Consider the following 25,264-nt stretch of genomic DNA (forward strand, 5'->3'; position numbering starts at 1 on the left):
AGATGTTTAGTTATATTTTTCAGGGTCGAACTCAAACAGATACGACCTACAGCTATATGAATTCGTTGGGTATGACTCAGGAGCAGATCGAGTCTGTTTTGCAGCAAAAAGATTTTGAGGAGGCTCAAAACATTGTCAAACGACAAGGAGCTTACCGCCTTGAGTCAGACCCTCTGTTTATGGAGTGGCAGTACGACAAGACGCCTGACTCTGAGCAAGTTTGGCGTGATAAAGTCGCTGAGATTAAAGCCCGTTACCCGCTGCCATCAGAATCGTAATGAACCGCTTAAATTAGGCGGTTTTTTTATCCCCAAATCCCAGCCTGATGCTGAGTTTTTAGGCACCTTGTTTGGGGTGATTTCTGCGCCGAATACAATGCTGAACTATAAAGCGAGAAATGATGATGGATGCAGTTGCGTTTTTACATAGTCAGGTAATTCAAATTAAACAAGGTCATAGATATATGAATATGAGTGAGAGATTGAGAATATTGGAGGCTAATCATGGCTAATATCATTGAAGAATTGCAGTTACTTAAACAAGCATCGCAAGAACAAACGGCAGCTTCTCAAGCTGTCGTGCAGGCAGTGTCTGGCAAAATGGCTGCGATTGATAAAAACATCAACGATTCAATAGCCAAGGTTGAAAGTACATATGACCAAAAAAACAGCAATCTGACTATCATCGCAACAGATGGGTATCGAAAGGCTATCGAGCATAACTCCGGCGGTCGAAACACAGTCATTTATGATGCTCAGGGCAACCCGAACATCATGTGCGTTATTCCGCGCTTCAACATTGAAGATCTGGGATTAGCCGATCTTAATCTTGGCACCGGCGTTCATCCTGCATTTATAACCAACGGAGCGCCTCGCGGTGAAATTCTCGTCGGCAAATACCTGGCATCAACGGCAGCAGACGGTTCCGCCGTCATCGGCGGCCCTCAACCGAGAACCTCGATTAACTACGACACTGCAAAGCGACTCTGCACTCAGAAAGGTGACAACTGGCACCTGATGTCGATTCATGAGTGGGCCGCGATTGCGCTCTGGTCTCTGGCGAACGGCACAGTGCCTCGCGGCAATACGTACTATGGCCGCAGCCATGAGGTGAAGTGGGAAACCGCTCGCCGTGTCGACGACGGATTGCCCGGAGACACTAGCGGCACCGGACGAACCGGCACAGGCAAAGGCCCAGTCACGTGGAATCACGATCATAGCGGGTTCGGTGTATGCGACCTGGTTGGCAATGTGTGGGAATGGATTGACCAGATGAAGCTGGATGACGGGCAGATCCTGACAACGCTGGATAACAATCCGGCAGTCGCTGAGGCTAACTGGCATCGCCACCCAGCCTATTTTGATTCAGCATCCGACAACCAAGGCGGAGTAGGCCACATCGGTTCACCAGTGCTCAGTAATTTAGTGACTAAACGTAACGCGCCTACTGCTGATGATGGTCATGACAAGTACATGCATAACCCGCATTTTGCTGCGATCACAAAGTCGGCCGGTTATACGCCTAACGAGCTGTTGCGTCGATTGCTGATTGAATCCGCAACCACGACTACAGTTAGTGGTGGGCTCTGGTGTCTCAACTATGGCGACCGATTCCCGTTTCGCGGGAGTAGCTGGTACGATGGCTCATTCGCAGGAATGGGCGCTATCGCTCTGAACTATGGTCGGTCATACTCGTACCGTAACATCGGTTTTCGTCCCGCTTTCTTTGTTTAACAGGAGAAAAATAGATGTTTAGTTATATTTTTCAGGGTCGAACTCAAACAGATACGACCTACAGCTATATGAATTCGTTGGGTATGACTCAGGAGCAGATCGAGTCTGTTTTGCAGCAAAAAGATTTTGAGGAGGCTCAAAACATTGTCAAACGACAAGGAGCTTACCGACTTGAGTCAGACCCTCTGTTTATGGAGTGGCAGTACGATAAGACGCCTGACTCTGAGCAAGTTTGGCGTGATAAAGTCGCTGAGATTAAAGCCCGTTACCCGCTGCCATCAGAATCGTAATGAACCGCTTAAATTAAGGCGGTTTTTTTATCCCCAAATCCCAGACTAGTGCTGGGTTTTTAGTTTCTGGAGACCTATATGGTAACCCAAAAGTCAAAGCTGGCAGGGCACTTGGACTATGAGGTGCTTGCACCGTACTGAGCTCTACAGTGTGCTTGGAGCACACCGAGGAGACGTTATTCAACCTGAACAGCCATTGCGTTGTGCTTACAGTGAGGTGCCTTATCTTGAGTCAGTCAAAATTACCGTTGACACTGAAACCATATAGTGTGCTCTCAGACAACTGCAGTCCGCTCGAATGTTCAATGGAGTTGTCATTTAGCCAGCAAATTTATGCCATTGACAATCCATACCCTCATTTGCTGGATGCCCTCGAGTTATGCGCAATTATAGCCAATGTCAGAGGCTCACGTTGTTCTTTCTGTCTGTGGTGCCGACCGGGATGAGTATCAATACAGTTGAGGCAAGTGCTGTTACTCCAGTCATTGCTGGATATAGTCAAATCAAGGTGACGGGTTATGCAGCGCATTACAACATCACCGTTTTAACCATGAATGCGAGAGCTACGTTATGAGTGAAGACACAATTAAATTAGTGATCACCCGCAAAGGCCTGGAGGAATGTATCAGCGCCAAAGCAAAGGGGATCCAGTTATCATTAAAATGGGTATCAGCTGGTGATCGGGCCTATACCCCAAATCGGAATCAAACGACGTTGCAGAATGAATTGCAGCGGGTTGAATTTGGTGAATATAAAGATATGGGGCTTGGTCAGATTCAGGCCATTGCTAAGTTTAGCGGTGAGCAGGAATACCCGGTTCGAGAGCTGGGGTTCTGGCTCGAGTCCGGGACCCTGTTAGGGGTGATTTCTGCCCCGGATACAACGTTAAACTACAAAACTAAAAATGGCCATTGTATTCAGCCGTTTACACTGGACTTGAGTGTTCTTCCAAGTGACACGGTTACCGTCGTGGTCGGTATGGAGAACTTCAATATTCTCATCGATGATGAATTTACTCAGATGGCGAAAGCGCAGATAGATACGATGCACCGGCAAATCCTCCAAGAGTTTCGGATATTGGCGTTGGAAAACAAATAACAAAAGGTGGCCTTATCAGGCGTTTTTATCCTCAAACAGAATGAAGGAGTAGTTTATGCTCACGCAAGAACTTGCAGCATTAACTGAATCAGTAAATGCAGTGACAGAAGCCGTCACAGGAAAAATAGGGCAGATTGACCAGCGGATGGCGTTGGCTGAAGCCGAGTTCAAGCAGTTTTTAACTGACGCAGATGAACGTTATACCACCCGGGAGGGGATATTTGTTGATGTTTCCGGAGAGGAAGATAAATTCTATCCGGTTTATATTCCAGCGGCACAACGGGGTATCACTGAATTACAAATCAGTCGAAGTTTGCATGATAACCGTGAAGGGGCCGGTGGACTCACTGCTAGGTACTTATTACAGAATAATGGTTGGGGTGTGTTATCTGATATCTTACTGGTTGATATCTTTGGACATAAATTTAATGAGATGACACCAGATGCAGTCAAAACCGATGGGTTTATTGCTGATTTTATCAATGGCAGTGCTTATGTACTCGGGGCGATATTTTGGTTGCGTGGGGGGCACCGTTATTTAATTTCATCAACCAAAAAAGAATTCCAGCAAGTGATTACGCATAATGAGCTCATTACAACAAATGTTTTTGACCATCATAATATTCGGATCTTCAAATCTGGATTTGATATTGATATCGGCGAATCTCATCTCGTGACTGAAGCGAAGACGTCGCGGAATCTGGATCGTGTGCCGACGTTGGAATACATCCGAGGACAATGATTCATCTCAGTCCACTTCGCATCGCAACTCACCATGATGAATACCTTCATTCAGCAGCCATTCAGACTGCTGTCATTGGAACAATAATTTGTTAGGTAATAAATATGAGCACAGAAACCACAGCAGAAATGCTGAATAGCGTGAACCGATTGACTGAAACCGTCATTCATAAGATTGCCGAAATCGATACAGCCGTAGTCAGGGCAACGACAGAGGTAAAAGAAACAATTACAAATCAGACGAGAGTGAATGTTTATGTTGATGCTGAACATGGAGATGACAGTCATGATGGCATCTCCGCTCCGTATAAGACCCTTAAAGCGGCATTAACGCGATCAATGCCATACGGGTCTTATTTAAATGTTCGACTATTATCAAACGTTGAGATTACGTCACAAATATGGTTCAGTGGGCGCCATATCATTATGGATTTACGAGGATACACACTGAACTTCCCGTCGGTTAATATATTTGATGGTTCTGGTGTATTGGTCGGGACAGGTTTAGCGCCATTGAGAGGAGCACGAGACGCCACACTCGTGATTCATAATGGAGCAATCACGACAGGCGATGCGATCTCCAACAATCTGGGTGATCAATGGTTCTTTCACCGTAATCGTGTAATGATCCAGATGGGGGGCATCGCTATTAACCCTGGTCTTTATACGGTGACGCTCAACCGATTGAACATCACTCTTGGTCAACGCATTGTCGGACTGAGTGGTGGCAGTGATGGTGCCAATCTTTATCGTGGACAGGGAATGATTCAGTCAACCATGTTTGAAACAACGATTGATGTCACAGCGACAAATGCATCGATGTTCGGATACGGGGTGAATATTCGCAACGACACATTTATTGATAATGCAGGCAATACAATTACAGGAACCGCAGCATGAACAAGATGATAAAAAACTGGATCTATAACGGTATTCACTTGATGAACTTCCCCGTGTCAAACACTGATGATGGTGGTCGGAAAATGAACAAATCGTTGTCTCCAGAATTTTTGACCGCAGCTTATCAGGAAGAACGCTGGTCAGAAGTTCGCGCTGAGCGTGACGCGCTCATTGCGGCAACGAATAGCATTTATATGCGCCATAGCCGAGAAATCCGAAGCGGCAAAATTGTCGATGATGTCGATAACCGGACCACACTGTCATCAAGCGATTTAACCAAACTGGATAGTTATGTTCAGACGCTTGCTGATATTCCGCAGCAATTCAGTGATCCCGATGCTGTGGTCTTGCCGCCATTCCCTGAATTCTGACCGATAACATTCATTCGAACACAAAGCGCCGCGAAAGCGGTTTTTTTGTCCCTGAATTACCCCGGCATTTAGCCGGTTTTTTTATGTCCGGAGTTTTTATGGCGCAACACAAACTCAAAGTTGCACCTCAATCCTATGAGGTGCTTGCACCGTACCAATGCCCGAATCAGCGGCACTGGTATCAGAAAGGCGACATCGTCGATTTGCTTCCTTGTGAAGCTGAATTTTTAAAACTGGGCGGTAAGGTCAAACTGATGACCTCACTGCCTACTCAACAGAAGGAGAAGGCGAATGCCTGAAATTGCATCATTTGTGCATAACGGTATCAGTGTTATCAATCATCCCGCACCACCCCCGATGGGGCCGCTGGGAAGCATCGTTTTGGGCGTCGTCGGGACTGCACCAGATGCTGATTCATCACTGACCAAAAATACACCGATTCGTATTGCGAATATGGCTGATGCCGCAAAGCTTGATACGACCGGCGCAGAAAAAGGAACTTTGTGGCGGACTTGTTATGAAACATTCCGTTTAGTTTCCGTTTCGATTTATGTGGTGATTGTTGAGGAAGGTGCGGAGCAGTCGGATACAGTCAACAATGTGATTGGTCAGGTTGACGCAACCACGGGTCAACGGACTGGTATTCAAGCCTTGGCTGATTGTATGGAAACGCCAACCCATATCAGCGCGCCGGGATTTAACACCAAACCGGTAGCCGATGCTCTGGCCGCAATGGGGAAACGCTTATTTGCCATCCCTGTCGGCGACGGCCCGAATACCAATGATAACGATGCGGTCGCCTATTCACAGAGTCTTGGTGGTGAAGGCACGGGGTACGAAGCTTTCTATCTGGTGGACCCGCAGGTGTCTGTTTACAGTCAGGCAGCAAAGGGCAATGTGTCATTCTCCGGTGCTGCGGTGGCGCTGTCTTGCTTTGCCCGTGTTAAAGCATGGGAAAGCCCGGCGAAGGGCGGCATGGGCGCATTGATCAGCGGCACAGCCCGGACGATTGACTATAACATTATGGATAAATCCACCAATGGTGATTTGTTAAATCGTCACGGCGTTTCCTATTTTGCGCGGACCTCGTTAGGCGGCTTCTCTCTGATTGGTAACCGTTGTGTGATGGGGCGTTTCGTCTCTCAGGTTGGTCTGGAATATGCCATTGTCCGTAAGTTGGCGAAGACAGCTCAGAGCGCAATGGCCAGAAATCTGAGCAAGTCCTTTATGGAACAGGAAATCACCAAACTGAATGTTTGGCTGAAATCACTGCAAGCCGATGAAACCGTGATGGGCGCTGAAGTCTACCTTCATCCGACACTCAATAACGTTGAAAACTACCGTAATGGCGAGTGGCATATTGCGATCAAATATTACGGCTACGCGCCTAATGAACATATGGTGTACCACCTGATTGAGGACACCGGTATTGTTGAATCATTTCTTGAGGAGGTCCTTTAATGGCAGGTCAACGTTCACGAATTACGCGTTATGCCATGATTAACTCTCATCCGTTAATCAAAGAGCTAGACGAATTTACCCCACCAGAGATCAAAAAGGTTATGCAGGAAACCCGCGGTGGTTCTTTCATTCCGGGCGAGATCATGGTCGGACTTGAAAAAATGAATAGTAAGTGGAAGGTCAAAGGGGCCGATCAGGCGCTTTTATCTGCTTATGGATTAGCGGCCGGAAGCTGGTGTCAGGTGGATATTAAAGAGTCCCATCAGGATGAAGACGGAAACAATTTTGCCATTGCGTATAGCTTAACCGGTGAAATTATTTCGGTGACTGAATCGGCCAGTAAAATGGGGGAATTGCCGGATCACGATATGGAAATGTCGGTCAGAGCGTACAAGAAAACCGAAGATGGCAAAGTCATCTATGACATTGATCGTCATGCCCAAATTCTCAATCTGGGTAACGGTGATCTGATGGAAGCCCATCGCCGTAATGTCGGTATGGCATAAGTTCGGTTATTTATTTTTCCGGTATTGCTACAAATCAGGCCCCTTGCGGGGCCTTTTTTTATGCGCACCTTTTTTATGGCGCACCTTTGTATACGTAACGTTGATGAGGAAGGAGTTACCCCCTATGTTGCACACACATAACCTAGTCTGGCCGATTGAAGATGATAAAGGTCAACCACTGAATCAGGTAAACATTCACACGATCGCCGTCGGACAACAGCGAGAACTGACCCGCCATCATCAACACGATGATAATCAATTGCTTTGGGAATGTATTTGTCTGAGTACCGGACTGACATCCTCTGAATTGAAGAAGTTGGTCACTCCGGATTTCAACTCGATTCGAGAACAAGTTCTGGAACTGATGCAATCCAATGCATCCACATTACTGGACGGTCAGTTTGACCTCAATGAACCGACATTACTGATCCCGATTCAGGGCGATGATGGTCAGGAAAAAACCGGCTATAAACTTTGCCCGCCAACGGTTGCAACCACAGAACTGATGGAGACTCATCAGGACGAGTGGGAGAGAACTCTCTTTATCAGTGCCAGCTGCTGTGGGTTTACCCATCAGGAGCTCACCCGTTTGAGTCTGCCGGACTGGAATCAGCTTCAGGAGCGACTAATCGATTTTTTGCAACAACCGGCGGACTTCTTTCGCCAAGAGATGTTGAAGTCCTGACAGACGTGATCCCGCTGGCCTACCACGTATCCCCAAAGGAGATCATGGAGTGGCGTATTGATGATGCTTTGCGCCGTTACTACTTAGCTGCGGCAAAACTGGGGATAGAGAAGAGATAAGTCATGGCTGATTCGACAATAACGACTCAAGTGACGGTGATTCCCCGTCAGAAAACAATGGAAAACCTCGTCGATAAATTACCGTCGGCCGGGGATGTGAAGGCGGAGGTGGTGAGTGCTGTCACACCGATCTTGAAACCGCTCAAACAAGCAGTTACCTATGAACGTTCATTTGCTGATGTTAAAAAATCAGTGCACTTTGCCAGTGACCAAGAAGCCAATCAGTATCAGGGTAAAATGCAGCATTTGGCTGGTCAGCTGGGAGTAAAACAGGCAAATATTAACCAGATTGTCAGTGATGGAGCCCAATCCGGCATTGGAAAAGAACAACTGTTGTCATTTGCTGAATCCGTCTCAAAAGTCGCTGTCGTATGGAATGTATCGGCAAGAGAAGCAACTGAGACACTGGCCCGTTGGCGCACTTCGATGCAGCTCTCTCAGCAGCAAGCTGTCGGGTTGGCGAATGCAACAAATGCCTTGAGTCATAGTATGGGGGTTAAGGCGAAATCGGTGGCTGCAGTTGTGTCTGAACAGGGAGATACCGGCCTCAATGCCGGATTGAATGTTCAGCAAACAGCGGCATTATCCGCCAGCCTGCTGGCTGGTGGTGCCAGTGAAAAACAGGCCGGTGAAGCTATCCACAGTATTCTTGGGACACTCACCGCTGGAAAAGCTGACAAAGTGCAACAGCAAGCCGCGATGAAGACGCTGGATATTGAGCCTGCTGATTTGGCTCACCGAATGCAAACGGATGCTCAGGGAACATTGATTGATGTTTTCCAGCGTTTAAAAAATGTTTCGGCAGAAAAACGCCAAGGGGTTGTTTCTGACCTGTTTGGTGATAAATCCACAGCCGCGATTTTAAAGCTCGTCGATAATTTAGATCAGAATAATAAAGGTTTCATTGCCGCATCGAAGCTCACGGCTGAGAAAAGCAACTATTCGAATAGTATCGGCAGTGACTACAAGACGGTATCCAATACCTCTGCTTATAAGTTGGCGCAACTCAGTGCGCGTTTCGAACAGATAAGCATCACGTTGGGTGAGGGGTTATTACCGGTTGTGGAGACGATGCTGCCACCGTTGCTCACTGTGGTCGATAGTATGAGTGCATTCGCCCAAACGAACCCTAAACTTGCCACGGGTTTACTGGCTGTGACTGCGGCTGCGATTCCGTTACTCAAAGTCGGATCGACGGTTGTTAATTTTTTCCGCGGGATGAAGGGCGGAGGTAAAGATCGTCTCAATCCCGAACGTAATTTATTTGCCGGTGGATTGGACAGAACCCGGCAAGCCGCCCGGCGCGCTACGCGTCAGCTAGCCCGACTGAATCGGGAGTTGAATGCGCTTGGGTCGCAACAGGGCAGTGATGCTGGATATGGCGATGATCGTGAATCTCGCCGCAAGCGTAAAAAAAATCCTCGGAAGCGTTCACGGTTCCGGCGTCGTTTTGCCGGTAGCTTCCGTCGTAAATCTGCGCGGTTCGGTCAGTTGCTCACTCGCTTTCCCCGTGTTGTCGGCAATGTATTTAAGGGTGCAAAACTAAAGTCGGGCATCTCAAGTTTGATGCCCAAAGCCGGTGCTGTAGCTAAAGGCAATGGTATTGGTAAGAGATTATTCAGCGCCCGGACTGCCGGGAAGATGTTTAGTGGTGTGAAACTAAAGTCGGGTATTTCAAGTTTGATGCCTAAAGCCGGTGCTGTATTTAAAGGCCTTGGGAGGAAGTTATTCCGCCCTCTGGATATGGCTCTCAACGGGGTCGAGCTGGTTTCTGCGATCGCCAAGGGCAATCCTAAAAAGATAGCAGGGAAGGCCGGTGATCTGCTCGGGGGAATGGGCGGTGCGGCTTCCGGTGCGATGGCCGGAGCTGCAATTGGCTCTGTGGTTCCCATTCTTGGTACGGCTGTCGGTGGTCTCATTGGTTCTGTCGTGGGCGGGTTAGGCGGCAGTGAAGTAGGGCGTTGGCTTGGCGATACGGTCGGTTCACTGTTTGGTGCGAGTGATGAGAGCAACGACAAACAGGATCCGTCCCAGCGAAATTCTTCGAAACCGAATTCTTCGAAGAAACATGCTTCGAAGCAAGATCCGCTCAAAAAACAGCGCGGTATTTCGCTGAAATCCCTCGGTGGAATCGCGATGAAAGGCGCATCCTTTTTATCTCTTGGCGGCATGTTGGGGGGGATGTTGAGTGATCAGGTCGTCTCTTGGTTTGGTGAAGATAAAACCGATAAAGCAGCCCCTGCAACGGTTGCCGAGCAGAGTAAAAAGCTCGAAAAATCTACCCAACAACAAATTAATTTTGCCCCCGTTATTCATATCACTCCGTCCGGTAATCCAACCTATGACCAAGGGGTTAGTCAGCAGCTATTAGAGCGGATGAAAGCTGAGCTGAGCCCGATCCTGATGGGGAATAATGATGTTGCAACCCGGGCAGATGCCAGTCTTTTAGACAGGAGCAATACATGAGAAAAATGATGTCATTAGGTGGCTTTGTGTTCTCATTGAGTGAACAAACACCGTATGAAAGTTTGCAGCGCACCAGCGATGGGGGATGGGTTTCTGTCCCTCGTTATGGTCAGAAACCCATCAGTCAGAATATGGGGCAGAGTTTGGAGAAAATCAGCATCAATGGCACCTGGTTTCGTGGCGAAGGCATGAACAATATGAAGGCGCTGAGACAGTTACAGGCGCAGCGAAAACCTTTAGTGCTGTCAGACGGATACGGGCAGACCATGGGGCGATGGGTCATCAAACAACTGCAAGAAAAACAAGATCGGATTATCGATGACGGGACTGCCTTTGTGGTGGGTTTCTCCATTGAATTAGAGGAATATGCAGAATGAGAACCGTGGTTAGTCGTGACGGAGACTTAGTGCCGCAATTATTATGGCTGTCACTGGGGCGGGATGATGATGAAGCGGAAGAGGCGCTTTATATGGTCAATCCCGGTCTGGCACTTTACGGGCCAGTGCTACCGGCAGGTGTCGAAATCAAGTTGCCGATACTTCCTGAACCAGTGCCGACGAGGGTGATGAACATATGGGATTAGGAATCATGCCGCGGGTCCGAATCAGTGGGCCCGGGGAGCAAATTATCAATTCACGGCTGACCTCATGGGAACGGATTGATGTTTCTGCGGCTCAGTCGGATCAGATTACATTACATATTGATACGGCAGGACAGACCGGGCTCCCGAAAGAAGGTGCCGAATTGGTATTTTCTGAAGGGTATGATGATCGGCTCGTCCATAAGGGAAAGTATGTGATTACCCGTATTTCACCCAAACTTTTTCCTCCGACAGTCACGATTGTGGCGACCGCTGCGCCGTTTCAGGCTCAAGACAACACCGGATTTAAAGAGCGCCATACGCGGACGTTTACTGAAATATCGCTGGCTGAGATCTTCCGTCAACTGGTGACATCTCATGGTTTTAGTCCGCGAGTGGCTTCTAAATTTGAAACGGTGTGGTTTAAACATATCGATCAGATGAACGAAACGGATAGCGCTTTCTTAGTCCGCCTGGCAAAGTGCCATGACGGAATTGCTAAACCTGTCGATGGATTGTATGTACTGGCTGAAAAAGGACAGATTAAAACTATCACGGGGCAAGATGTCCCGTCAGTGACGGTAGATGTCTCCGATAATAATGATCCCTCAGATTTCAGACGGTTTATCAATTGCCAGCTCGAATTAGCGAGCCGAAGAAATTTTTTGGGTGTCAAAGCGAAATGGGTTGAGGGTTCTACCGGACTGGAATATGAAGTCACTTCCGGAGAAGCCCCTTTTTTGATGTTGCAACAGGTTTATGAAGCTTCATCTACAGCGCAACAGGCATGTAATGAAGAACTGCAGAAAATCAAGCGTGAAAAAGACAGTATCAGAATGGATTTGCCCGGTGACCCGTATTTGGTTGCAGAGGGTATTCTTGAACTCAACACATCGTTTCCTCCGGAAATGGTTGGCCGGTGGTCGATTGATCAAGTGACCGCCCGCGGTGATAGTTCCGGTGGTTATCGCTGTTCTGTGACAGCGACACGACCGGCAAGAAAGACTCAATGACGACTCTTTGATGATCATTGTTCGCTTGGTCGTTGATATTTCTGTGCGCTCGTCACATCTTCTGTCCGAAAAAACAGTAACATAGCCGAAACCTTAGATTCCGGTTAGACTTGAATGCATTGAGGTATGATGAAAATTTGCTGCTGTTGCGTGCTATAAGAGGATGAGAAATGTTGGATACCAGTCTGAGTGATGTGATTCAAAACCGAATTGACCAGAAAACTAAACCGCTTGGGGCTTTAGGTAAATTAGAGGCAGTGGCACATCAACTCGCATTGATTCAGAGTCAGGGACTGACTCAACCGGTTGCGCAAATCCGGATTAATCAACCGACCGTGCTGGTGTTTGCCGGTGATCACGGCATTGCTGATGAAGGGGTGAGCATCGCACCCAGTGCTGTGACACAGCAGATGGTTCTCAATTTTCTTGCCGGTGGTGCAGGGGTGAACTGTTTTTGCCGAGCCAATCAGGTTGAACTGAAAGTGATCGACGCGGGAATTTTAATTCCGGTTGAATCTGATTCACCGCAATTGATTGTACAACGCCTTGGCGAGCGGACGGGAAACTTGGCAAAAGAACCCGCTATGACGATGGCGCAGGTGGAACAAGGGATTGAGTTAGGGCGAAAAATTGCCTTAGAGACGATTCACAATGGATCGAACTTGGTTATGTTCGGTGAAATGGGAATTGGCAATACCAGCAGTGCAGCGGCAATTTTAGCGGCATTATCGGCGGGTGACATTGAATCTTGTGTTGGTCTGGGAACTGGCATCTCACAGGAACAGTATCGGAAAAAAGTAGCGTTGGTGACAGCCGGTGTGCATCGAGCCAAAGGACAAGCGCCCAAAGAAATCCTTGCTCAAGTCGGTGGGTTTGAAATTGTCCAGATGGTCGGGGCTTTTTTAGCGGCCGCTGAGCAACAGGTGCCAATTCTCGTTGATGGTTTTATTGTCACTGTTGCTGCTTTGGTCGCTACACAGCTACAACCTGCGTGTCGTGAACTGATGATTTTTGCCCATCATTCACAAGAACCGGGACATCAGCGCGCGTTAGAAATCTTAGGAGCCAATCCGCTGCTGGATCTTGATCTGCGTTTGGGTGAGGGGACGGGCGCGGTACTCGCTGTGCCGCTCATCCGTGCTGCGGCTGAATTTTATAATACCATGGCCAGTTTTGCGGAAGCCGGAGTCGAAGTGACATGTTAAGTCGGGTTACCTACCAGATTGAACTGTTTCTATTGTCATTGAGTTTTTTCACTCGGATTCCTGTGCCAGCATCGGTGCCTTATTCGACTGAACGGATGAATCAGTCCGGCCGCTATTTCTCGTTAGTCGGCTTGTTGCTCGGATTGATTTGCTATGGTGTTTACAGCCTCTGTGCGTTGGTGCTGCCGGAACATCTAAGTATTCTCCTGATGATGGTGTGTAGCTTACTGTTGACAGGGGCGTTTCACGAGGATGGTTTGACCGATATGGCTGATGGAATTGGCGGCGGGATGACAACGGAACGACGTCTGGCAATTATGAAAGATAGCCGAATAGGGACTTATGGTGCTTCAGCGTTAATGATGGCGTTACTTGTTAAGTATAGTGTGCTCTCTTCTCTGGCAATGCAGACCTCTATGTTACAACTTTTGTTGATTGGGTATGGACTCAGCCGTGCAGTTGCTGCTTCTCTTATCTATGATATGCCTTACGTATCGGATGCCCAGACCAGTAAAAGTAAGCCGCTAGCCAGTCGTCAGACGACCCGGGAGTTAGGAGTCCTACTGTTTTTCGGTATAATTCCCTGTATTGGGTTAGATTTATCTACGCTGTTGATGATTGGATGTGTTTGTTGCTTACTCCGGTTTGCTTTAAAGCGGTGGTTACTTCGCCGCATTGGTGGCTTTACCGGGGATTGTCTGGGGGGCGTTCAGCAGATCATCGAATTGACGATCTATCTGATTCTGGCAGCGACCATGATTCCTCAGATTACGTATCTTTAAATATAAATCTCGACGGGGATGATGATGGATAGGGTGATGTCAGAGCCGTGGATGGTGATTGTCTGATGCGATGTAAAAAGCATTGGCGTCACATTGTGAATAATCACGCAATGCTTTTCTGCAACTTAATGATAAAATTGCGCTTTGTCGAATCACTTGGGCACTGCGGTTAGGCAGGCCTTAACATTGCTGTTCTATCGGTTGAAGGAGTAACACATGAGCAATTCACTTTTTCGTCAGTCATTTCTGATTGACAGTTTATATAGTGATGGTGCTCTTTTATCGAGTGAATATACAACAGATGATGGTGTGTTGTTAAAACTACATGGCCCGGGGATTCTGGAAGTGATTCCACCACACATCGATGAGCAAACACAGCATATCGTCGTTTCGTGTGCGATTCACGGAAAAGATGCCGGGCCGGTTGAATTAGTGAACCGGATTGTTTCTGATATTGACAGCGGATTTCAGCCAGTACGAGAACATTGTCTGTTTATCATTGCTCATTTAGAAGCACTCAAGCATCACACGCGGTTTTTTGATGAGAATCTGGAGCGTTTATTTGATGATAAACCGAGAGAGCCTTCACAAGAATTAGTGATCGCAGATAATTTGAAAGTTCTCCTCAAGTCATTCTGGAAAGACACCCCCAGTGATCAACGCTGGCATTTTGATTTACATAGCACACTAAATCCCTCCCTCTATCATTCGTTCGCAATCAGTCCAAAAGTTCGTCACCCTGTCCGGCCGAAAGAACTGATTCATTTTGCTGAATTAGCCCATCTTGACGCAATGGTTTTAGCCAATGCTCCCTCTAGCTCTTTTAGTTGGTATACCGCAGATTGTTATTCGGCGCGTTCTTTAGCGATTGAACTGGGTCAATCATCCCGGTTAGGGCAAAGCCCGTTAGAGGGCTTTAATGCATTTGATATTACGCTCCGTGATTTGTGTGCCCGAGAAATAAATGAGCACTTGCCAAGAAAAATAAAATTTTATCGGGTGAGTCGGACCATTGTGCGCCTCAATGAAGATTTTGATTTTATTTTTGCAGATGATGTTAAAAACTTTACTGCGTTCATGCATGGAGAAGTGTTCGGGAATGATGGTGATAAACCATTGATGGCAAAAAACGAAGGAGAAGCGATTCTGTTTCCCGACAAACATGTTCCTATCGGTGAGCCTGCGCTATTAATGGTCTGTCCGGTAACCGTAAGGTATGAGCAGAATCAACTGGTTTATGATTAGGGGCTGTTGATACGATGGTGTTTGTCACCCTCGAATTATGATTCAAAGCAGAGGTCTGCCGGATAGGAGTAATCATGGGCATGACCTCTTTCTATTTCGCGGGTGAAACGTTAAGGTTAGCCCATCTGATTTCTCTGATTTGGTATTCATGAATTTTACTCAACTTCTTTTTGAAAAAAGGAAGCGTTGGTATCGTGCAATGATCACGATGGGGGCGCTGCTACTGGTTTCTAGTGCCGTTTACACTTTTGCCGGAGAGGTTTTTATTGCACCGTGGCGTGAGATGACTGGCTTTGAGCAGCAATTGATTTTAGATCTGCGTTTACCCCGGTTGATTGCTGCGATGGTTATTGGTGCATGTTTGGCGGTATCCGGAGCAACATTGCAAGTGTTACTGGGTAATGTTCTGGCTGAGCCGGGAATTATCGGTGTCTCGGGTGGTGCCAGTGTGGCGATGGTGGTTATTCTGTTTTTCTTTCCGTTTGCGGCCACACCATTGGTTTTTATGTTGGGTGCCATTGTTGGTGCTATGGTTTTTACGGTTATCTTAGTCAGCATAGCCCGAAGTATGAAGTTGACGACAATTCGACTATTGTTGGTCGGTGTTGCGCTGGGAATTCTGACTCGGTCAGTGGTGACTTGGGCGTTTTATTTTAGTACGGATTTGAGTTTAAGACAGTTAATGTACTGGTTAATGGGGAGTATTGGTGGGATTGATTGGTCCTATCATTTGCTTTCATTGTTGATATTACCAGTTTTGATATGGCTGATTGGACAAGGACGTGTACTGGATCGATTGATGATGGGGGAGATGCACGCTAAGCAGCTCGGGATTGATGTTCATCGTGTGCGCTGGAAACTGGTCGTTGCTGTGGCTGTGTTGGTCGGCGCATCGGTGGCTTTAGGTGGCATTATCGGTTTTGTCGGGCTGGTGGTGCCACACTTGTTACGTCTGGCTTTTGGAACCGAGAATCGTTATCTCTTGCCGCTTTCAGCAGTTGCCGGGGCACTGTTACTGGTCTTCGCGGATTTAATTTCCCGGACGGCTCTTGATGCTGCAGAGTTACCTTTAGGTGTTGTGACAACAACGATCGGCGCACCAGTATTTGTATGGATGCTATTGAAAAATCATGATTCACGTTAAAGATCTCTGTGTTGGTACGCGCTTGCTGCCTTTGGGTTTTGATGGTGCTCAAGGCGAATTGATTCATGTTGTCGGCCCGAATGGTAGTGGAAAAAGCACCTTATTAGCCGCTTTGGCTGGCATGATTTCTCATCAGGGTCGTGTCCAGCTGGGGGGAACTGATCTGACACGTCTTACTCTGCCTGAATTAGCTCAGCTCCGCTCCTATTTATCGCAACAGGAACGCCCGGCGTTTGCGATCGATGTCTGCCAATATCTGGCACTTTCTATTCCGTCATTTTTATCTGTTACTGCCGAGCAATCATCTGAAGTTATTGAACTATTGGTCAGGCGCTTAAATTTGCAGGATAAGTTACACCGTTCTATTCACCAGATTTCCGGAGGGGAGTGGCAACGGGTCAGGTTGGCTGGTAGTTGTTTACAAGTATGGCCGACACTCAATCCTCATGCTCGCTTGATGATTTTAGATGAGCCCGCTGCTGCACTGGATGTCGGGCAGGAGTATATGCTGTATGAATTATTACATGACATCAATGGGATGGGGTTGACGGTCATTATGGCGAACCATGATTTGAACCGGACACTACGATATGCCGACAAAACCCTATTACTCAATCAGGGGATTCTGCAACAGTGGGGGGAGACAAAAGCTGTTCTGACACCTGAACATATTGCAGAGGTTTTTCAAACGAAAGTCCAGTCAGTCGAAATCCAAGGTAAATCATATCTACTTTTCGATTAGCCGTTGTGTATGAGTTGTGTATGAATAGTTTTGGTGCATCAAGCACAATGCTAGAGCAGAGAGTCGGGTGAAATGAGTGGTATTTGAGAATGGTCTAAGTCATTTTATTACAAATCAATGAGTTATCATAAAATAAAAAGTTGGCATATAAATCGCATTAATATGATCGATACATTCTCGTTCTTGTTAGGCTTTTTATAGTCTCCTTGGCCACCTTGCTCCACAAAGTGGCCTTTTTTTTATTCTATTGAGTCAGCTTTGTCAGATCTGCCGGGCGATAATACACTGATTTAAGAACCTTCCCCTGACGAATCGTTTTTTCTGCACTGATAAAATCTTCTGCACATTTAGCAATAATATAATCACCTTTGATAACCGGAGATAATTTGATGCCTTGCTTTGCATAAAATGATTCCGTTTCATCATACTCAGCTTGGTTGCGGCAGACCTTACTCATATTTGAACTATGAACTTCATCCCAGCAAGGAATGAAATCTATGTTGCGATGAGATGCGACGTTCAGCAATAGATCAATGAGATAGCTGATCCCCGGATTATGTGCCGGCGTGTCATGTCCAAGATGTACCAGCCGTCCCATCAAAACGTAAACGGTATCCACAATTGCATCTGCCTGCTCAACTTTATCTTGTGCTTCAGCAAGCTCAGTGAGCTCTTCAATTGCCAATGAAGTATGGAGCGTATCTGCATCTTGGTCGAGGCTATCTGGTTGGTTCACCGGAAGATCAAAAGTACGACGAAATTCAACGATATCGTTATATAAATGTGTGAACACTGCTGGCGTTAACTTAGATAAATACATGGGTGTCATCTCAAAACTATTTGATGCGAAAAGTCAGGCTAAACCATTCGTTGTGATGGTCTCAGCCCAAGAAATATAATCAGCGAAGAGTATCATCCCAAGCCGCAAAGTGGTACACCTCATCTTTGTCAATTGCATGTTAGTGCCCTATAACATGCAATTGCTGTTGTGACTGATTATCACTTTTTCTTGTTCGATACCGATAAGCTAATAGGTGTGCCGATTTGGTGGGAGTGTAGAAAAAATAGTCCATTTTTTCTCAACATCGCCTTTGTAGCCAACAACAGTTGCAGAGACACGCCGATTTTTGGCGTCACTGATCTGATCTTGACCGACAGCTTCTGGGTTAGATTCGCCAAACCCCACAATTCTGATTCTGTCTGCAGAAACCCCTTCCTCAATTAGCCGAGCTTTCACACTGTCTGCCCGTTGTTTAGATAACTCTTGGTTATACTGAGTTTCTCCACTGGAACTGGCATAGCCTCTAAGCTCGATTGAAGTTTCAGGGTAATCCGCTAAAAAATTTGCCATTTGTTTGATTTGTGCCTGAAAGATTGAATTAATATTGCTGGAATCATTCTCAAATAAAATTCGGAGCTGTCGCTGGGTTTTATTTCGGTGATAAGTTTCACAGCCATCATTGTCTATTGTGGCATTTTTGGGGGTTTTGGGGCATAGATCCCGCGCATTAATCACACCGTCATGATCGGAATCGGCAAGATCAAAAGCTTGTGTAACAGCCGGAGATGCAATGTAATCATATTCATCTTCACTTTGGTCTGCGATATTCGCAGACCAAACCGGCAATGAGAGTAAAAATAGTAAGTAATTGAGTTTCATCTTAATCACCCGAGTGTGCAATCCATTCCTGTGGAACCGTGATTTTCAGACTATCAAGCAAGTTTCCTACTGAATTCATGACGCGGTATTGGGCATATACTTCAGTATATTTCGCGTCAAGATAGTCTTTACGAGCCTCAAAGAGTTCATTTTCACTATTCAATAAATCAAGCAAGGTTCTTTGACCGATTTGATATTGTTTTTCGTATGCAATCACCGTTTTTGATACTGAATCAACGAGATCAGCCAGAAAAGTTCGTCTTTGACTTGAAAAATCAAGTGCTTGCCAGGATAATTCCAACCCGCCTAATACTTCCCGATAGGATTTTTCCCGTAAATCTTTTGCTTTATTCAGTGCATAGGCGGCACTTTTCTCATTTGCAAGGTCAGATCCGCCATTATAGAGATTATAATGCATCCGTATCATAGCCGTTGTTTCACTACTACTGCCCAGGTAACCAGCAGCATCGTTTCTGAGACTATGATTGGCTTGCAAGGAGATGCTCGGATAATAGGGGGACTGATTTTGCTTATATTGGTAACGCGCTGCGGCAATATTTTGCTGCGTCACTTTTAGGATAGGATGTGACTGAAATGCCAGAGCTTTCGCATCCTGAAAAGTGTGAGGAATTTGTGTCTGATCGGCCTGAGGAAAAATGAGATCAACCGGTTCTTCTCCGACAGACTCTTTAAATTTTGAATGAGTTTCGAAGAGGTTGTTTTGGGCCGCTAACAGATTCGCCTCTGCTTTTGCGACACGAGCTTCAACTTGGGTTACATCTGCTGTAGAGCCAAGTCCTGATTCTGTTCTGCGCTTAATATCCCGGTATATTTTCTTATGTATTTTTAAATTCGCTTCAGACAGTACCAGCACATCACTCGCTTGCTCTGCATCCAGATACAATTTTGTCACTTCCAGTGCTTTATCTGCCGCATCAGCGAGTAATTGATAACGACTTGCTTCCGCTTCCGCAGTGGTTCTGCCCATGTCATTTATGGTTGAAGAGCCGTCCCAAATCAATTGAGTCAAAGATATAGTGACTTCTTTTCTTGTTAAATCAGTATCTTCTTTGGCATTTGCAGCTGCAGGTTCGATCCCTTCATATCCTATCCCAGCGTCTAAATCCACTTTAGGCAGGTAAGCTCCCTGAGATGCTCTCGAGTTCTGTAATTTACTTTGATATTGATTAAATGAACTTTCCAATTCAGGGTTTGTCGCCAGTGTAGTAGAAACAGCTTGCTCAAGTGATTGTGCAAGAACATGACCATTCATGAGTACAATGAAAAAAACAGCAATTTTGAGTAGGAATGTTTTCAAGGAGTTTCTCCTATTAGACTAATTGCACTAGATATATAAAATATTGTCTGACAAGCGCCCAGCCTACGCAAAAATCGATCTCATTAATGAGAATATAAGTATAGTAAATCTAATTTTCTGAAAATGTATCAGTAATATGACTGACATTAATATGTGGAAATACAAGTATATAACTATTTCAGGGCTTTTGAGATAGTAAAAAGCTATTGTCTTCAATTTTCAAAAAAGTAGCGCCATAAGAAAGCTGAGCTATTATTGTAAAAACACCCTCTTAATAATGTGATCTGTGCCACGCATATGGTGTTAAACTGCTGTATGATATACAATCAGCAAATGTATGCAATATAGAACTGTCAGGTGTATCGATTAAAAACCGATAGTTATGCGTTATGTTTAGTAGTATACCATTGATCTATACGTGATTTAGAGGCGCCACTTATGAGGTTTGAGTCAAAGATTTCTCTACCTGATGTAGCAAAAGACCAAGTAATTATCATCGATCAGGATGGAAACGTCATTACAATTAAACCTGGAGAAATTATTCCACCGGGGGTGGTGATTTTAGAAGGTGGAAATTTTTTAAATCATGATGATTATACTGCACTGAATGCTAAGGTCGTTACACCGAATGGCGATAAAGTTGATATTACCGATGATGTCAATCAATTACTTACCGCGATCGAGCAAGGGAATGACCCGACACAATTAGGTGAAGAATTTGCTCCGGCGGCCGGTAATTCTTCTGCTGGCTCAAGTTTATCAACAAGTGCGACGGTTGAAGCGGTTAATGACGAATTGATCGCGCAAACCGATTTTAGTACACAAGGTCTCTATCGTTTCTCCAGCTTATCGTTATCAGATACACAAGGTCTGGCGTTGCTTGATGTTTTTAATACATTATCATCATCAGCGTCAGCATCCACAAATACTGCTGATTCTGCGCCAATTGTATCCGGTACATTTACCGGTGATGTTACAGAAGGTGATATCGGAGATGTTGTCCAGACAAGCGGTTCACTGAGTATCAGTGATGCAGATCCAAACGATAATCCTGTATTTGCTGACACGACTCTCGATGGTACTTACGGAAGCTTGAGCCTCGTCAATGGACAGTGGACGTACACACTGGATCAAAGTCGTGTTCAGGATCTGAGTGAGGGGGAAAAAGTTAGTGATACCATCACGATAACGGCCAGTGACGGAACCACTCAGAATATTGTCATTAATATTGTTGGTACTAACGATGCCCCTGTGGTACAGGCCGCAACAGGCTCAGTGGACGAAGATGCCACCATAACCGGTAGTGTGACCGCCACGGATGTGGATTTACCGTCCGGTCAAGCGTTGGTGTTTACCACTGATTCAACCGTTCCCGGCCTGACGCTCAATGCCGACGGCAGCTATCGCTTTGATGCATCCAGCTACGACCATTTGTCGGCAGGTGAGACGCAAGTCATAGAAATCCCTGTGACGGTGCTCGATGAGCGCGGTGCCACAGCAACCACGACACTAACCGTTACCGTGACCGGCACTAATGACGCCCCGGTTGCACAGGCAGCTACCGCGTCGGTCACTGAAGATGCCACCGTGACCGGCAATATTACCGCCACGGATGTGGATCTACCGGCCGGTCAAGCGTTGGTGTTTACCACTGACTCAACCGTTCCCGGTCTGACGCTTAATGCCGACGGCAGCTATCGCTTTGATGCATCCAGCTACGATCATTTGTCGGCAGGTGAGACGCAAGTCATAGAAATCCCTGTGACGGTGCTCGATGAGCGCGGTGCGACTGCAACCACGACACTGACCGTTACCGTGACCGGCACTAATGATGCGCCGGTTGCACAGGCAGCTACAGGTTCAGTGACCGAAGATGCCACCGTGACCGGCAACATTACCGCCACGGATGTGGATCTACCGGCCGGTCAAGCGTTGGTGTTTACCACTGATTCAACCGTTCCCGGCCTGACGCTCAATGCCGACGGCAGCTATCGCTTTGATGCATCCAGCTACGACCATTTGTCGGCAGGTGAGACGCAAGTCATAGAAATCCCTGTGACGGTGCTCGATGAGCGCGGTGCGACTGCAACCACGACACTGACCGTGACCGTGACCGGCACCAATGACGCCCCGGTTGCACAGGCAGCTACCGCGTCAGTCACTGAAGATGCCACCGTGACCGGCAACATTACCGCCACGGATGTGGATTTACCGACCGGCCAAGCGTTGGTGTTTACCACTGACTCAACCGTTCCCGGCCTGACGCTTAACGCCGACGGCAGTTACAGCTTTGATGCCTCTGGTTATGACGCACTGAGCGCAGGCGAGACGCAGGTCATCGAGGTGCCAGTGACCGTCACTGACGAGCAGGGCGCGACAGCGACCACGACACTGACCATTACCGTGACCGGGACCAACGATGCTCCGATTGCGCAGGCGGCGACTGCATCCGTGACCGAAGATGCCACGGTGACCGGCAGTATCGCTGCCACCGATGTCGATTTACCGGCGGATGCCAGTCTGACCTTCAGCACGGAATCCACTGTGGACGGTTTAACCCTCAACGCTGACGGCTCTTACAGTTTTGATGCCTCCGGTTATGACGCGCTGGGCGAAGGTGAGCAACAGATCATCGAAGTACCAGTAACCGTCACGGACGATCAGGGCGCCACCGCAACCACGACATTAACTATTACCGTGACCGGTACCAATGACGCCCCGGTTGCGCAGGCAGCCACCGCGTCGGTGACCGAAGATGCCACGGTGACCGGCAATATCACCGCCACCGATGTCGATTTACCGGCGGATGCCAGTCTGACCTTCAGCACCGACTCTACCGTGGACGGTTTAACCCTCAATGCCGACGGCTCTTACAGCTTTGATGCCTCCGGTTATGACGCGTTGAACGCAGGTGAGACGCAGGTGATTGAAGTGCCAGTGACCGTCACAGACGATCAGGGCGCGACCGCAACCACCACGTTAACCATTACCGTGACCGGTACCAATGACGCCCCGGTTGCACAGGCAGCCACCGCGTCGGTGACCGAAGATGCCACGGTGACCGGCAATATCACCGCCACCGATGTGGATTTACCGGCAGATGCCAGTCTGACCTTCAGCACAGACTCGACCGTGGACGGTTTAACCCTCAATGCGGACGGCAGTTACAGCTTTGATGCCTCCGGCTATGACGCGCTCAGCGCAGGCGAGACACAGGTCATCGAAGTGCCGGTCACCGTCACGGACGATCAAGGCGCGACCGCGACCACGACACTCACCATTACCGTGACCGGCACGAATGACGCCCCGGTTGCTCAGGCAGCTACCGCGTCGGTGACCGAAGATGCCACGGTGAGCGGCAGTATCACCGCCACCGATGTGGATTTACCGGCGGATGCCAGTCTGACCTTCAGCACTGAATCTACCGTGGATGGTTTAACCCTCAATGTCGACGGCTCTTACAGCTTTGATGCCTCCGGTTATGACGCGTTGAGCGCAGGTGAGACGCAGGTGATTGAAGTACCGGTGACCGTCACTGACGATCAGGGCGCGACTACGAGTACCACGTTAACCATTACCGTGACTGGTACTAACGACGCCCCGGTTGCACAGGCAGCCACTGCGTCGGTGACCGAAGATGCCACGGTGAGCGGCAGTATCACCGCCACCGATGTGGATTTACCGGACGATGCAACGCTGACCTTCAGCACCGACTCGACCGTGGACGGTTTAACGCTTAATGCGGATGGCTCTTACAGCTTTGATGCCTCCGGTTATGACGCGCTGAGCGCAGGCGAGACCCAAGTCATCGAAGTGCCGGTAACCGTCACGGACGATCAAGGCGCCACCGCGACCACGACACTGACGATTACCGTGACCGGCACTAATGACGCCCCGGTTGCTCAGGCAGCTACCGCGTCGGTGACCGAAGACGCCACCATCACTGGTAGTGTGACCGCTACGGATGTCGATTTACCGGCGGATGCCAGTCTGACCTTCAGTACCGACGCGACCGTGGACGGTTTAACCCTAAATGCCGACGGCAGTTACAGTTTTGATGCCTCCGGTTATGATGCGCTGAGCGCAGGTGAGACGCAGGTCATCAAGGTGCCGGTAACCGTCACCGATGATCAGGGTGCCACCGCAACCACCACGTTAACCATTACCGTGACCGGCACGAATGACGCGCCGGTTGCACAGGCAGCCACTGCGTCGGTGACCGAAGATGCCACGGTGAGCGGCAGTATCACCGCCACCGATGTGGATTTACCGGCGGATGCCAGTCTGACCTTCAGCACCGACTCGACCGTGGACGGTTTAACGCTTAATGCGGATGGCTCTTACAGCTTTGATGCCTCCGGTTATGACGCGCTGAGCGCAGGCGAGACCCAAGTCATCGAAGTGCCGGTAACCGTCACCGACGATCAGGGTGCCACCGCAACCACGACACTGACCATTACCGTGACCGGTACTAACGATGCCCCGGTTGCACAGGCAGCGACCCATACCGTCACTGAAGATGCCACGGTGAGCGGCAGTATCACCGCCACGGATGTGGATTTACCGGCGGATGCCAGTCTGAGCTTCAGCACTGAATCCACCGTAGATGGGCTGACGTTGAACGCTGACGGCAGTTATAGTTTTGATGCCTCCGGTTATGATGCGCTGAGCGCAGGCGAGACGCAGGTCATCGAGGTGCCGGTCACCGTCACGGACGATCAGGGCGCGACTACGAGTACCACGTTAACCATCACCGTGACCGGTACTAACGATGCCCCGGTTGCACAGGCAGCGACCCATACCGTCACTGAAGATGCCACGGTGAGCGGCAGTATCACCGCCACGGACGTGGATTTACCGGCGGATGCGACGCTGACCTTCAGCACCGAATCCACCGTGGACGGGCTGACCCTCAATGCCGATGGCTCTTACAGTTTTGATGCCTCCGGCTATGACGCACTGAGCGCAGGTGAGACGCAGGTGATTGAAGTGCCGGTAACCGTCACGGACGATCAGGGCGCGACTACGAGTACCACGTTAACCATCACCGTGACTGGCACCAATGATGCCCCGGTTGCACAGGCAGCCACCGTATCCGTGACCGAAGATGCCACCATCACTGGTAGTGTGACCGCCACCGATGTGGATTTACCGGCGGATGCCAGTCTGACCTTCAGCACTGAATCTACCGTGGACGGGCTGACC

Annotated in this window: 24 protein-coding genes; 21 read left to right on the forward strand and 3 right to left on the reverse strand. The window is 48.1% G+C overall.

All coding sequences use genetic code 11. The annotated features are described in order from the left end of the window. Positions 1-2: 2 nt before the first annotated feature. From VR7878_RS10405 to btuD, 20 genes are all read left to right on the forward strand, one after another. Positions 3-278: a hypothetical protein gene (locus VR7878_RS10405; RefSeq protein WP_077335925.1), complete on the forward strand. Its 276-nt coding sequence runs from the start codon at positions 3-5 to the stop codon at positions 276-278. A 495-nt stretch (positions 279-773) separates the two neighbouring features. After that, on the forward strand, positions 774-1,733 hold the full coding sequence (locus VR7878_RS10410; RefSeq protein WP_235862866.1) for an SUMF1/EgtB/PvdO family nonheme iron enzyme: 960 nt from the start codon (positions 774-776) through the stop codon (positions 1,731-1,733). A gap of 14 nt (positions 1,734-1,747) precedes the next feature. After that, positions 1,748-2,023 carry a hypothetical protein gene (locus VR7878_RS10415; RefSeq protein ID WP_077335925.1) on the forward strand — a complete coding sequence of 92 codons (276 nt, stop codon included), beginning with the start codon at positions 1,748-1,750 and terminating at the stop codon, positions 2,021-2,023. A gap of 570 nt (positions 2,024-2,593) precedes the next feature. After that, the gene (locus VR7878_RS10425) at positions 2,594-3,121 is read left to right on the forward strand and encodes a phage tail protein (protein WP_077335931.1); all 528 of its coding nucleotides are present in this window, start codon (positions 2,594-2,596) and stop codon (positions 3,119-3,121) included. A 55-nt stretch (positions 3,122-3,176) separates the two neighbouring features. Continuing rightward, positions 3,177-3,863 (forward strand): hypothetical protein, encoded by a 687-nt coding sequence (locus VR7878_RS10430; RefSeq protein WP_077335933.1) that lies wholly within the window; start codon positions 3,177-3,179, stop codon positions 3,861-3,863. A 104-nt stretch (positions 3,864-3,967) separates the two neighbouring features. Beyond that, positions 3,968-4,762, forward strand: a complete 795-nt coding sequence (locus VR7878_RS10435) for a hypothetical protein (RefSeq protein ID WP_077335935.1) — start codon at positions 3,968-3,970, stop codon at positions 4,760-4,762. Further along, positions 4,759-5,133, forward strand: a complete 375-nt coding sequence (locus tag VR7878_RS10440) for a phage tail assembly chaperone (RefSeq protein WP_077335937.1) — start codon at positions 4,759-4,761, stop codon at positions 5,131-5,133. The genes VR7878_RS10435 and VR7878_RS10440 overlap by 4 nt, the downstream gene beginning before the upstream one ends. A 98-nt stretch (positions 5,134-5,231) precedes the next feature. Then, the gene (locus VR7878_RS10445) at positions 5,232-5,432 is read left to right on the forward strand and encodes a hypothetical protein (protein WP_077335939.1); all 201 of its coding nucleotides are present in this window, start codon (positions 5,232-5,234) and stop codon (positions 5,430-5,432) included. Further along, positions 5,425-6,594 (forward strand): phage tail sheath protein, encoded by a 1,170-nt coding sequence (locus tag VR7878_RS10450; RefSeq protein ID WP_077335941.1) that lies wholly within the window; start codon positions 5,425-5,427, stop codon positions 6,592-6,594. The genes VR7878_RS10445 and VR7878_RS10450 overlap by 8 nt, the downstream gene beginning before the upstream one ends. After that, positions 6,594-7,100, forward strand: coding sequence for a phage major tail tube protein (locus tag VR7878_RS10455; RefSeq protein ID WP_077335943.1), 507 nt, complete (start codon positions 6,594-6,596; stop codon positions 7,098-7,100). The genes VR7878_RS10450 and VR7878_RS10455 overlap by 1 nt, the downstream gene beginning before the upstream one ends. Positions 7,101-7,224: 124 nt before the next feature. Then, positions 7,225-7,785 carry a phage tail assembly protein gene (locus tag VR7878_RS10460; RefSeq protein WP_077335945.1) on the forward strand — a complete coding sequence of 187 codons (561 nt, stop codon included), beginning with the start codon at positions 7,225-7,227 and terminating at the stop codon, positions 7,783-7,785. A 122-nt stretch (positions 7,786-7,907) separates the two neighbouring features. After that, positions 7,908-10,370: a phage tail tape measure protein gene (locus tag VR7878_RS10465; protein WP_077335947.1), complete on the forward strand. Its 2,463-nt coding sequence runs from the start codon at positions 7,908-7,910 to the stop codon at positions 10,368-10,370. After that, a complete protein-coding gene (locus tag VR7878_RS10470; RefSeq protein WP_038181569.1) occupies positions 10,367-10,747 on the forward strand; it encodes a phage tail protein in 381 nt (126 codons plus the stop codon). The genes VR7878_RS10465 and VR7878_RS10470 overlap by 4 nt, the downstream gene beginning before the upstream one ends. Further along, the gene (locus tag VR7878_RS10475; protein WP_038181572.1) at positions 10,744-10,953 is read left to right on the forward strand and encodes a tail protein X; all 210 of its coding nucleotides are present in this window, start codon (positions 10,744-10,746) and stop codon (positions 10,951-10,953) included. Before VR7878_RS10470 ends, VR7878_RS10475 begins: the two co-directional genes overlap by 4 nt. Further along, on the forward strand, positions 10,944-11,963 hold the full coding sequence (locus VR7878_RS10480; RefSeq protein WP_077335949.1) for a phage tail protein: 1,020 nt from the start codon (positions 10,944-10,946) through the stop codon (positions 11,961-11,963). The genes VR7878_RS10475 and VR7878_RS10480 overlap by 10 nt, the downstream gene beginning before the upstream one ends. Positions 11,964-12,133: 170 nt before the next feature. Further along, on the forward strand, positions 12,134-13,168 hold the full coding sequence (cobT, locus tag VR7878_RS10485; RefSeq protein ID WP_077335951.1) for a nicotinate-nucleotide--dimethylbenzimidazole phosphoribosyltransferase: 1,035 nt from the start codon (positions 12,134-12,136) through the stop codon (positions 13,166-13,168). Then, on the forward strand, positions 13,162-13,950 hold the full coding sequence (locus VR7878_RS10490) for an adenosylcobinamide-GDP ribazoletransferase (RefSeq protein WP_077335953.1): 789 nt from the start codon (positions 13,162-13,164) through the stop codon (positions 13,948-13,950). The genes cobT and VR7878_RS10490 overlap by 7 nt, the downstream gene beginning before the upstream one ends. Before the next feature lie 216 nt (positions 13,951-14,166). After that, on the forward strand, positions 14,167-15,195 hold the full coding sequence (locus VR7878_RS10495; RefSeq protein WP_077335955.1) for a succinylglutamate desuccinylase: 1,029 nt from the start codon (positions 14,167-14,169) through the stop codon (positions 15,193-15,195). 148 nt (positions 15,196-15,343) lie between these two features. Continuing rightward, entirely contained in the window at positions 15,344-16,339 is a 996-nt protein-coding gene (gene btuC / locus VR7878_RS10500; RefSeq protein WP_077335957.1) for a vitamin B12 ABC transporter permease BtuC, read from the forward strand. Further along, entirely contained in the window at positions 16,326-17,081 is a 756-nt protein-coding gene (gene btuD / locus VR7878_RS10505; protein WP_077335959.1) for a vitamin B12 ABC transporter ATP-binding protein BtuD, read from the forward strand. Before btuC ends, btuD begins: the two co-directional genes overlap by 14 nt. 244 nt (positions 17,082-17,325) lie before the next feature. Here the strand turns inward: btuD and VR7878_RS10510 are convergent, their stop codons facing one another. From VR7878_RS10510 to VR7878_RS10520, 3 genes are all read right to left on the reverse strand, one after another. Then, a complete protein-coding gene (locus tag VR7878_RS10510; protein ID WP_077335961.1) occupies positions 17,326-17,901 on the reverse strand; it encodes a nucleoside triphosphate pyrophosphohydrolase family protein in 576 nt (191 codons plus the stop codon). Between the two features lie 207 nt (positions 17,902-18,108). Next, entirely contained in the window at positions 18,109-18,741 is a 633-nt protein-coding gene (locus tag VR7878_RS10515; RefSeq protein WP_077335963.1) for an OmpA family protein, read from the reverse strand. Between the two features lies 1 nt (position 18,742). After that, the gene (locus VR7878_RS10520) at positions 18,743-20,059 is read right to left on the reverse strand and encodes a TolC family outer membrane protein (RefSeq protein WP_077335965.1); all 1,317 of its coding nucleotides are present in this window, start codon (positions 20,057-20,059) and stop codon (positions 18,743-18,745) included. Positions 20,060-20,497: 438 nt separating this feature from the next. Between VR7878_RS10520 and VR7878_RS10525 the strand changes: the two genes are divergently transcribed. Continuing rightward, on the forward strand, positions 20,498-25,264 hold a 4,767-nt coding region (locus VR7878_RS10525; protein WP_205409450.1), incomplete at its 3' end, for a beta strand repeat-containing protein.

The organism is Vibrio ruber DSM 16370 (genome assembly GCF_900163965.1).
GTDB lineage: Bacteria > Pseudomonadota > Gammaproteobacteria > Enterobacterales > Vibrionaceae > Vibrio > Vibrio ruber.